Genomic DNA, 10,484 nt, shown 5'->3' on the forward strand with positions numbered 1-10,484 from the left:
CCGCCTGCCGGCGCGCAAGTCAAAGAAAGTCGATTTCGGGCCGGATCAAGTCGTTACGGGACGAGGGCGTGGGTGAGCTGGTCGCCCGGGTTCGCGGCGCCCGGCTCGACTGGGTTTCCAGCGGCTCGGCCAGGATCGGCTCGGCCAGGATCGGCTCGGCCAGAATCGACCCGGCCTGGGATGACCTGGACGGCGTAGACGAGGTTTCGCCGGCCGTTCTCGCGCAGGAAATAGGCCTCCGCGCCGTCGGGCAGGCGCGTCGGCGGGAGCGCGGCGGCCGCAAGGTCGCGACCGACCGCGACGCGCGCACCGGGCTCAGCCGGACGGATCGCGAGGCCGCACAGGTCCGGCGCGAGGCGGCTCGCCCGCAGCCGGCCCGGCTCTTCGACGGGGACCGGGCGGCGCACAGGCGGATCCGCCCCGAAGGCGACGCGCCGGCACGACGAGCCCGGCGGGGCGACCAGCTCCTCCACCACGACCGCGCGCGCCGGCTCCGGCGCAGGCATCACGGCCGGGGGCGCCTCGACCGGCACGGGCGTGGCGTCGGCGACGACGGGCCGGTCCGGTTCCGGGCGCGGGCGGAGCATCGCGACGCCGGCGGCGAGGGTTGCGGCGGCCAGCGCTGCCGCCAAGGCTATCGGAAGGGCAGGGAGCTGGCGGCCGGGCGCGACGGACGGCGCCGGCCGCGCCAGAGCCGCGAGGGCGGCCGGCACCTCCGTGCGCGGCAGGAACACCGGCGGGCGGGCCCGGCCGAGGGCGCGAAACGCCCGCTCGGCCTCTTTCGCTTCCGGCCCGTCGGGGAGAAGCACCGCGAGGTCGGCCCGCGCCGCCGCTTCCAGCAGGGATCCAGAGCGCGCGATCTTGTCGAGGAGCGCGTAGTCGCCCGGCAGCACCGCGAGATCGAGGTCGACCGCCCCGGTCGCCCACAGGACGAGGTCGGCCGCCTCCGGCTCGGGCGCGAGGGTATGGCCCTGCGCCACGAGGCCGTGGGCGAGGCAGACCGGCACCTCCCACGAGCGGCCGGCATCGAAGGAGCCGGAGAGCCGCAATTCGTAAGGGCCGGCCTCGGCGTGCGTCCACTGCGCGAGCGGCCCGCCGCCGGCTGCGAGCCGCGCATAGTCGCCCGACCACGGCAGGGGCCGGTAATCGCCCGCCGCGAAGGCGGCGGAGGCCGGCAGGCCGGGGCGGGCCTTGAGGCTGCGCAAAACCACCGGACCGCCGGTCGTCGGCACCACGATCAGGATCGCGCAGGGCCTCATGCGGCGGTCGTCACAGCAGGAACACCGCGCAGTCCGTGTCCCGCAGCATCGCACCGAGCCGCATCGCCTCCGGCACCGCCGGATCGAGGGCGACCAGGATCGCGCCGTCGATCGCCGGCGGCAGGGCGAGCCGGACGGCCTCGTCGCCGCGCATCGCCTCGATGGCCCGCAGCGCCTGCGCCTCGGCGCCCCGCAGCACCAGGAGCGGCGGCCCGTCCTCGGTCGCGGGCAGGATCTCGAGGGTGAAGGCGCCGACGCGCCGCGCCGCGAGCGCCCCGTCCGAGGCCGCGATCGCCCGCGGGGCGTGGGCGATGGCCTGTCCGGCGAGCAGCGCCCGGTAGCGCCGGGCGGTCGCGGGATCGGACCGGATCGCCCGGGCCACCGCGACATCGACCGGCGCGTCCGCCGCGCGGGTGGCGTGGGCCCAGAGCGACGCGGCGCCCGGGCGGCCCGCCGCATCGCGCGCGGGCCCGCTTTCCCGCATCAGCGCGCGGGCGGCGTGGATCTCGGCGAGCAGCCGTGCCTCGTCGCTCACGCGCTCGCCTCCGCCGCATAGGCCTCGGCGAAGATCCGGGCAAAGACCTCCCGGTCCGCCGCGAAGGCCGCGTCGAGCGGCCGATTCCGGGACAGGCCCGCGATCGCGCGGGCGAGACGGCCGGCCTCCTCGGCGAGGCGCAGGAGCGCCGCATCCGCCGTGGCGAAGCCTGAGGCCAGCCGATCCGGATCGTCGAAGCCGGCGCGCCGGACCCGGCGGATGTCGGCGAGCGCCGCCGCGAGGGTGTCGCGCATCTCCGGTGCGAGGCCTTCCGCATCGGCCGGCACCCGCAACGCCGCCGCGATCCGCAGCATCCGGTCGAGATGGGCCGTCAGCGCCTCGGCCCGCCCGGCGAGCGCCGAATAGGTCTCGGCCTCGGCGCAGGCGGTGCGCTCCGCGATGCTCGGGCCCCCGCCGCCCCGTCGCAGGCGGTTGGCGAGGCCGGACTGCACCCGCCCGAAGCTCGCGGCCCGCAGCGTCGTCAGCGGGCGGGTGCGGTGGAACGGCTCCAGGCGCAGGAACTCGGCGAGGTCGTCGCGCTCCGCTCCCGTCAGGATCTTCGGGCCCTCCGGCAGGCCTTCGAGCAGGGCCGCCAGGGCCTCGGCCGGCTCGGCCGCGGCGAGGTCCGCCAGCGAGGCGTCGAGCCGCTTCTCCCAGCCTTCGACCGCGTCGAGCGAGGCGGGGGCGGAGAGTTCCGCGAGCCCGCCCAGCAGGGCGGAGGCCGCCTCGAAGGTCACGAAATGCTCGGCCACCGTGCGGAAGCCCGGCCGGTCGTCGCCCTGCATCTGCCCGCGCCAGAAATCGAGGATGTCGTCGTCCGTGAAGGCGCGCCGCCCGTCGAGGAAGCCGAGGATCGCCCGGAAGCGCCGCTCCAGGGGGGCAAGCGGCAGGTGCGCCTGGCGGTAGGCGGCGAGATGACGCGCCAGGCGCCGGCTCAAGGCCGCGGCGCCCTCCGCGTCCGGCGCCGCGGCGAGGTCGTCGAGCCAGCCGGTGACGCAAGGGAAATGGCCCAAGTCCTCGGCCGTCAGCACGAACTCGGCGAGGGCCAGGAGCCGCGCGAGGCCGGCCCAGGTCGTGCGCCAGCCCGCCGCTCCAATGAGGCCGCGCGCATCGACGGCGGCGCCCGCCCCCGCGAAGCGCGCCTCCGCCCGGTCGGCCCGCGCCAGCCCCGGATCGAGGGCGAGGGTGACGAGATCGCGCCCGTCCCGGGCGCCGGCGAGACCCGCCAGGGCGGCCAGCGCGTGGGCGAGGTCCCAGAGCGGCTTGTCGCGGTTCGGCCGCACCGCGCCGGTGACCACCCGGGTGAGCCAGGCGCGGTCCTCGCGGGAGAGGTCGCGGCCCTCGGCCACGGCGGCGAGGTCGGCCGCGCAACGCTCGTCGTATCCGCCGGTCATGCGCCCGCCTTCAGCCCCGCGCCGGTTCGTCGCCCATCGGATACTCCCGGTCTGCTCATCCGTCATCCCGAGGCCGTCCTCAGCGGCCGACGATGCGCGGCGCGACCGTGCGGGCCAGGATCTCGACCTGGCGCGCCGCCGCCTCGCGGCTGCCGGCCAGCGCCCGGATCGTCAGGAGGTCGCCGCCGCGCAGGATGATGGCGGTCGCGCCCGCGCTCGAACCGACGCCGTAGGTGGTGGCCCAGCCGACCGCCGGCGCCACCGACAGCCCGGACAACCGGCAATCGGGGCTCCGCTCCCGGCAGATCGCCTCGAGCTGCGCCATCGAGGTCCGGCCGGCGCGCACCCGCTCCTCGGTCCCGTCGGTCTGGCGGCCGAGCAGCAGGTCGACCATCGGCGCGCCCTCGCAGGTCGTGCATATCAGGGTGAGCCGCTCCGGCGCGGCGCGTGAGACGAAGCCGAATCCCAGGGCGGTGCCGGCGCTGGCCGCGACCGCGGCGAGGTCGCGGAGTGCGAAACCCTCGGCGTGGGCCGGTGCGGCCGTGAGGCAGAGGAGGGCCATGATCAGGTTTCGCATTCGATGGTCTCCGCAACGCCCCATCACCGCACCACGATCCGCGCCGTCGCCTCGGTCACGCCCATCACCGCACCACGATCCGCGCCGTCGCCTCGGTCACGCCCGGCACCGCCCGGATCTTCTCGACGAGGTCGAGGACCTCGGGCGGCGGCAGCAGGCGTGCCTCGCCCTCGATGCCGGGGGCGGCGGAGAGCCAGCGCGCGGCGAGCTCCGGCGGCAGGCCACCGGGAATGCCGAAACAGGCGAAGAGATTCTCGAACGGCTCGCCCGCGACGATCTCCTCGAGGCCGTAGCCGCGCGGGTAGCGCCGGACGTCGCCGGGGCCGAGGGGCCCGAGGGAGGCGGCGTTGCCGCGTACCGGCAGCGCCACGAAGGCGGTCTCGTCCGGGGCGACCACCCAGCAATACAGGTTCTGGCGCGCCTTCGAATCGATGCGCAGCTCCAGCCTCTGGCCGGACGCGAACGGCGTGGCGGTGGCGGCGACCGCGAGGCGGCCGCCATCGGTGCGGGCCGTCGCCGCCAGGTGGTCGAGGAAGGGGCGCGGGGTCGGGTCGCAGCCCAGGCCCTCGATGCCGATGCGCCGCCGCCCGGTCGGCGCCAGCACCGCGCCGTCGCGCTGGAATTCCAGCTCCATCCAGGCGCGGCGCTCGCGGTCGGTGAGGAAGCGCCCGCGGGCCGTGACCGGGCCGGCGCAGGCGGTGCCGGGCGGGCGGCGGCGCACCGCGAGCCGCGCGCCCTTGAGGATGCGGTTCGCCGAGCGCGCCTCGGCGTCGAGGGCGATCAGCAGGCGGTCGGTCAGCGCCCCGGCGCAGGTCGAGTGGCCGCCCTCGGCCTCGAACGGGCAGACCTCGACGGCGCTGACGTTCGGTGCCGCCTGCCCGAAGGCCTTCACGGCCCGCTCCATCTCGGCATCGATGTCGGCGACCCCGGCGCCGACGCGCATCGGCACCGTCAGGGGCTCGCTCGTCGCCTTGCAGGAGGCCGCACGGGTGATCGCCTGGAGCCGGAACGTCGCGGTCTCGCCGGCCCGGCGCGGCTCGACCAGGAACACGCTGGCATCCCCCGAGAAGGCGGCGCGGATCTGCGCCTCGGCCTCCGGACCCGACAGCCCGGTCGTGCCCTCGCGCAGGGCCTTCACCCGCACCACGTCGGCCGCGGCCGCGAGCTTGACCCGGCCGGTTCCCTGCAACCGGCTCTCGACCGCGAGGCGCACCTCCTCGGCCTGCTCGCGCGACCACGCGGTCTGGCCGGGCTCGGGACCGATCACGGCGAGGGACAGGCCGGGCCGGCCGGCGCAGGCAACCACCGCGTCGAGGAAGGGCGCGAGACCGTCGGTGCCGGGATCGGCCCGGGCCGGCAGGGCCATCAGGAGCCCGGCGAGCGACGCGGCGAGAAGGCGTCTCATTCCGCCTCGTTCGCCTTGGCGTATTGGTCGAGCGCCCGCACGAAGACCGGGTTGAAGCGCCCGTCGAGCGCACCCGGATAGAAGTCGGCCTGCTTGATCGCGCGCTGGACGGTGCGGATGGTCTCGGGCTTCAGCTTCTGCGCCGCGGTGTCGGTGGCCGAGACCGAGGCGGCGCCGATCTCGCCGCGCTTGAGCGCCCGCAGCACCAAGTCGGCGGCGCTCACCCCCGGGAAGTAGCGGGAGAAGCCGTTGTCGATCAGGGTCGCCATCGTCGCCATCGCGACGGGGTCGCCCTTCTCGGCCGCCTTGCGGAACAGGTCGAAGCCCTGGTGCAGGTCCTTCGGGAAGCCGTAGGCGCCGGTGGCATAGTGCGGCACGAGCTTGCTGATCGAGGCCACGTCGCCCCCGTCCACGGCGCGCTTGTAGAGCGCCACCGCGTCGGCCTCGTTCTTCGGGATGCCGTTGCCGTATTCGAGCATCCGGGCGGCATTCGCCAGCGCCACCACGTTGCCGGCCTCGCCGGCCTGGCGGTAGAGGCGGAAGGCCTCGACTTGCGAGCGCTTCACGCCCTGGCCGTTCTCGTAGAGCGTGGCGAGGTTGTTCATCGCCGCCGTGCTGCCGGCCCTGGCCGCCCGGTCATAGGCCGTGACCGCCTCCTTCGACCGGTCGGCCCGGTCGTAGGCCCGGCCGAGCTGGTAGGCGAGGCGGCGCAAGGCAGGATAGGCGGCCGAGGCACCGCGGCAGGCCTCGATCGCGCTCGCGGCCTCGATCCGCCCGTACTTCACGCCCGCGACGCCGCTCGGTCGGTCGGGATCGTCGGTACCGGCGGCAAGCGCGTCGCAGGTCTTCACCCGCGGGTCGCCGTTCGGATCGGAGCCGCCGAGATAGCCTTCCGCCAGGCCGCGATAGGCGCAAGTGTCGGTGCAGGTCTCGAGATAGGCCTGGTACTGCCGTTTCGTGCCGTACTTCGCCCAGTTCTCCTGGTCGACCGCCGCCGCGTCGCGCTGCCGCCCGGCGAGCAGCCGGTCCATCGCCTGGGGCCGGTAGGCGCAGACCTCGCCGCAGGTGCCGACATAGGATTCGAAGGCCTCCCGCGTCCCGCGCTGCTCGGCGCGCCGCCACGCCGCCTCGTCGCGGACCGTCGCGACCCCCTTGGCGACCGCGTCCACGGGCAGCGCGGCCTTGAGCACGATCGGCGCGTCGTCGATCTCCGGCACCTGCTCGCGGCCGGAGGCGCGCCGGGCCGCTTCCTCGACCTCGCGCCGCAGGTAGCCCTTCAGCTCCGCCCAGGTCACCCGCCCGTCGCCGTCGCCCTGCTGGTCGCGCGCGTCGGCGAGCCCCGAGACGCCCATCAGGAACCGGCTGGTGAGGAGGCCGAGGCGGTTCGCCTCGTCCCAGTTCGCCGGCGTCGCCCCCGAGGTCGCGACCAGCCGCACGATGCCGCTCTCGGCCTTCGGCTTGGCCGGGGCGAAGCCGGGGGCGGAGACGGCGAGCAGGCTCTCGCCCTTGCGTCCGGTCTCGCCGGTGAAGCAGGCGTCGACCATCACGACGAGCTGGCGCTCGGATCCGATCTTGCGCTTCACGAGGTCGAGGTTGCGGTACAGCGTCTCGAGGGCGTAGCCGCTCTCGCCCTGGTTCGGGTTGCCGTCTTCCGGTAGCAGGAAGGGCTGGCGGCTGGCGAGGTCCGGCACGCCGTGGCCCGAGTAATAGACGAAGACGTTCGAGCGCCCCTGGCGCACGCTGCGCCACAGCCGGCCCGATTGCGGGTTTCGCTCGGTGCCGAAGACCTGGTTGAACTCGTTGAGCGTCGCGTCCTTGAGGACGAAGACGTTGGCGTCGCGGTAGCCGAGGCGCTGGACGAGGTAGGACCGCATCGCCTCGGCGTCGTGATGCGCGTAATCGACCGGCACCGTCTGCTTGTAGCGGCTGTTGCCGATCACCACGGCGACCGAATCGGCGTTGTCGGCGAAGGCAGCGGTGTCCGGAGCTTGCGCCTCCGGCACGGCCCGGGCCGCGACCGGAGCGAGGCAAGCTGCCTGCACCAGGAGGGCGAGCCCGATGCGGGCGACGCGCCCCCACACCACCACGGCCTTGGTCATGCGCGGTCTCCTTGATCTCTGCGGCGGGAGGCGGTCCTCCCGGCATCGGCTCCCGTGATGGCCGGAACTCCCGGCCCAGGCGGCCGGAGCGTGGATGCGGGATCCGGCCGTTGCATGGTGGTGCGATCGTCTATCTCGCGATCAGCCCGAGGGCGAGGCTGAGAAGGGCGAGGTGAAGCGGCGAGAGGGTCGTCAGCATGGCGGGCTCCCTCAGCGCAGGTAGAGGCCGCGCCCGCACCGGCGCACCCGCCGCGGCTCGATATAGCCCGTGACGCGGTTGAACACCTCGACCGTACGATAGAGGCAGTACCGTCCGGAATCGCGGCCGTTGTAGTAGACTCCGCCATTGTCGAGGTCGACGCCGATGAACTCCTGGTTGCCGCGGCGCTCCCCGGCCTCGCCGGGTTCCTGCGCGAGGGCCGGGACCGTGCCGCAGAGGAGGGCGAGGGCGGCGAGGATCGGAAGCGGTCTCGTGGTGGGTCGCATGGCACATCTCCGTTCGGGCGCTGTCCGCCCTTGCCGAGGCCATGGGCAGGACAGACCGGCTTTTGCCGGAGTGAATCGGCGTGCTTGCGAATTTTTTGCGAGGGCCGCCCGGCCGGGATGCTGGCTGGATGATGCGGAGCGCAGGCAGGCAACGGGTCATGCAGGCGGTCGCGGCTCCCTTCTCGATGGTCCTCTCGGCGACGGGGCGGCGAGTTCCAGAGCCGGAAACCTGATCGCCCTGATGATGAGACTATCGGCCCATGCCACGTCGCTCCCTCACTTGTTCCGAGACCAGCGACTGGATCAGCAGCGACGAAGTTTTTTTATTCGGCTCACGGTCGCGCTGAAGGTGCCATGACGGCTGATCATCGACAGTTGCAGAGATCGACAATAGGCAGTGGCATCGGTTTAATCCGAAGATCGATTGTCGGTCAACCGTCGATGGTCTGATGGCGCGGCCGATTGGTGATGCGTGGCCGGTGCGGGCATGCCGTGATGCGGGTCGGACTCCGCAGAATGTCAAAGGCGATGGGAGACTGACCCGAGCGCCCGCGCCTGGCGCGCCAGCCAGGGCAGGAGGCTCCGGTGGCGGGCCGGGCGGTTGGGGCCCGGCGAGGCGCAGGTCTCGGTTCAGACGACGGTCGAGATCGCGCCGGGCGGACGGGTCAGGAGCGTCGCCAGCAGGCTGAGACCGTAGCGCAGGGTCTCGGCATCGGGGGCCGCGCCGAGGGAGACGCGGATGGCCTCGGGGGCGGGGCCGACCGCGAAGGCGTCGCTCAGGATGACCGACAGTCCCAGCTGCCAGGCATGCGCCCCGAGCTCGCCGCGCCGCCACGGCTCGGGAAGCCGCAGCCACAGGTGGTGCCCGCACGGATGCGCCCAGACGTCGAGATCCCACAGGACCTCGCGGGCGACCGCCTGCCTCAAGCCGTTCTCCTGCCGGATGGCGGCGACGATCGCGTCGAGCTCGCCCTCGACGATCCAGCGCGAGGCGAGCGCCGCGGTCAGCGGCGGTGCCATCAGGCTGAGGGCCCGCAGCTCGGCGGCGAGCCGGACCGCCTCACCGGTTCCCGGCACTGCCGCGTAGGCGATGCGCAGGCCCGGGCTGACGCATTTGGACAGGGTCGCAATGTGCCACGTGATCTCGCCGGCGAGGGCGGCGATGGGAGGTGGCGCGTCGGGCAGGAGGGCGCCATAGGCGTCGTCCTCGATGATCGTGACCCCGTGGGTGCGCGCGATCGCCGCGATGGCCTCGCGACGCGCCAGAGGCAGCGTCACGGTCGTCGGGTTGTCGAGGGTCGGGACCAGGTAGAGGGCCCGCGGCCGCTCGGCTTCGCAGAGGTCCCGGAACGCGTCCGGGACGAGCCCATCCGCGTCGCAGGCTACCGGAACGAGGCGGGCGCCGCGGCGCTCCGCCGCCATGCGCAGCCCCGGATAGGTCAGCGACGGCACGCAGAGCGCGTCGCCCCGCTTGAGGAGGGCGGCGAGCGTGGCGGCGAGCAGGGCCTGCGCACCCCCCGCCACCAGCACCCGGGACACCGGAAGCGGTCCGAGCCGCCGGCCGAGCCAGTGCGCCGCCGCCGCCCGGTCGGCCAGGTTGCCGGCGCTGTCCTGGTAGTGCAGGCGGTCGAGGAAGCCGGGCGATCCGGCGAGGTGCCCCAGCCCCGACCCCAGACGCTCGACCAGACGCGCCGCCACCGGCTGGGGCGGCATGTTCATGCTGAAGTCGATGCTCTCGGACGGGGCGGGTGCCCGTGCCGGCGCAGGCACCGCTGCCGACGCAAGCGCGGCTGCCGGGGCGATCGGTGCCGGGCCGCGCACGAAGCTGCCCCGGCCCGCCGCAGCCTCGATCAGACCCGCCCGCCGCGCCTCGTTGAAGGCGCGCGTGACCGTGGTGAGATCGACGCCGAGGCGCTTGGCCAGGGCCCGCTGCGGCGGCAGGCGCATGCCCGGAGCGAGACGGCCGGCGCGAATGTCCTCTGCCAGCGCCCGCAGGATGGCCAGATATTTCGGCCCGGCATCACCGGCGATTGTCGGGCTCCATGATTCCATGATTGACCCATACTTTTGGTGCGGTGTATGCAGACATATGCCGTGCAAACAAGGCGATGCACGGTATATACGGCCTTCTTTCCATCGAATGTATGGATTTATAGCCCATACATTCTGGGGGTGCAAGGCGGGCGCCGTGTGCCGAGGCGGCGAACGGCTCAGGAAATGGGACGATGCATAGCTCGACGGATCGATCGCTCCTGTCAGTCGGCCTGCGGTGCCGCTGCCCCCGCTGCGGCGAGGGACACTTGTTCGACGGGTTCATCACCCTGAAGCCAGCCTGCGAGGCCTGCGGGCTCGATTACGGCTTCGCCGATCCGGCGGATGGGCCGGCCTTCTTCATCATGATGACGATGGCCCTGCCGGTTACCGCGTTCAGCATCTGGCTGGAACTGACCTACGAGCCGCCGCTCTGGGTCCATGCCGTCGTGACGGTTCCGCTCCTGCTGCTGGCCTGCGTGCCGGTCATCAGGCCGCTGAAGGGCGTCTTCATCGCCAGCCAGTACGTGAACAAGGCCGAGGAAGTTCGTTTTACGCCCCGCGCCGCGCCGCATCGAGATCCCAAGACCGAGCCGTAGAGGCCGCACGACACCGGGTCTTCGTCGTGCGACTGGGCGCTGACTTTCGCTACGCCGTTATCCTGCGAGGAGAGCGTCAGAGTCTCGAACCACACCGCC

General features: G+C 73.5%; 10 protein-coding genes (1 of these 10 cut by a window edge). 1 reads left to right on the top strand and 9 read right to left on the bottom strand.

Annotated elements, in window-relative coordinates; all coding sequences use genetic code 11:
* Positions 1 to 53: 53 nt before the first annotated feature.
* The 8 genes from DA075_RS30695 to DA075_RS30730 all read right to left on the bottom strand — a co-directional run bounded on the left by DA075_RS30695 (position 54) and on the right by DA075_RS30730 (position 9,810).
* Positions 54 to 1,259, bottom strand: coding sequence for a hypothetical protein (locus DA075_RS30695; RefSeq protein WP_174800189.1), 1,206 nt, complete (start codon positions 1,257 to 1,259; stop codon positions 54 to 56).
* Between the two features lie 10 nt (positions 1,260 to 1,269).
* Positions 1,270 to 1,794: a hypothetical protein gene (locus DA075_RS30700; protein ID WP_099956965.1), complete on the bottom strand. Its 525-nt coding sequence runs from the start codon at positions 1,792 to 1,794 to the stop codon at positions 1,270 to 1,272.
* Positions 1,791 to 3,188, bottom strand: a complete 1,398-nt coding sequence (locus tag DA075_RS30705; RefSeq protein WP_099956966.1) for a hypothetical protein — start codon at positions 3,186 to 3,188, stop codon at positions 1,791 to 1,793. Before DA075_RS30705 ends, DA075_RS30700 begins: the two co-directional genes overlap by 4 nt.
* A gap of 79 nt (positions 3,189 to 3,267) precedes the next feature.
* A complete protein-coding gene (locus tag DA075_RS30710) occupies positions 3,268 to 3,765 on the bottom strand; it encodes a hypothetical protein (protein WP_099956967.1) in 498 nt (165 codons plus the stop codon).
* Positions 3,766 to 3,829: 64 nt separating this feature from the next.
* A complete protein-coding gene (locus DA075_RS30715) occupies positions 3,830 to 5,170 on the bottom strand; it encodes a hypothetical protein (protein WP_099956968.1) in 1,341 nt (446 codons plus the stop codon).
* Positions 5,167 to 7,269: a caspase family protein gene (locus DA075_RS30720; RefSeq protein ID WP_099956969.1), complete on the bottom strand. Its 2,103-nt coding sequence runs from the start codon at positions 7,267 to 7,269 to the stop codon at positions 5,167 to 5,169. The genes DA075_RS30715 and DA075_RS30720 overlap by 4 nt, the downstream gene beginning before the upstream one ends.
* 210 nt (positions 7,270 to 7,479) lie before the next feature.
* Complete coding sequence (locus DA075_RS30725) at positions 7,480 to 7,755, bottom strand: hypothetical protein (protein WP_099956970.1); 276 nt, start codon at positions 7,753 to 7,755, stop codon at positions 7,480 to 7,482.
* Positions 7,756 to 8,385: 630 nt separating this feature from the next.
* Positions 8,386 to 9,810, bottom strand: a complete 1,425-nt coding sequence (locus tag DA075_RS30730) for an aminotransferase-like domain-containing protein (RefSeq protein WP_099957538.1) — start codon at positions 9,808 to 9,810, stop codon at positions 8,386 to 8,388.
* A 170-nt stretch (positions 9,811 to 9,980) separates the two neighbouring features.
* Here DA075_RS30730 and DA075_RS30735 point away from each other — a divergent pair, with 170 nt between their 5' ends.
* On the top strand, positions 9,981 to 10,385 hold the full coding sequence (locus DA075_RS30735) for a DUF983 domain-containing protein (RefSeq protein ID WP_099956971.1): 405 nt from the start codon (positions 9,981 to 9,983) through the stop codon (positions 10,383 to 10,385).
* A gap of 76 nt (positions 10,386 to 10,461) precedes the next feature.
* Here DA075_RS30735 and DA075_RS30740 read toward each other — a convergent pair whose 3' ends face one another.
* Positions 10,462 to 10,484, bottom strand: the final stretch of a protein-coding gene (locus tag DA075_RS30740; protein ID WP_099956972.1) for a hypothetical protein. Its footprint extends 166 nt past the window's final position; the window shows 23 of its 189 coding nt (coding positions 167-189); the start codon falls outside the window, past its right edge; its stop codon occupies positions 10,462 to 10,464.

It is taken from the genome of Methylobacterium currus (genome assembly GCF_003058325.1).
In the GTDB taxonomy this organism is placed as follows: domain Bacteria; phylum Pseudomonadota; class Alphaproteobacteria; order Rhizobiales; family Beijerinckiaceae; genus Methylobacterium; species Methylobacterium currus.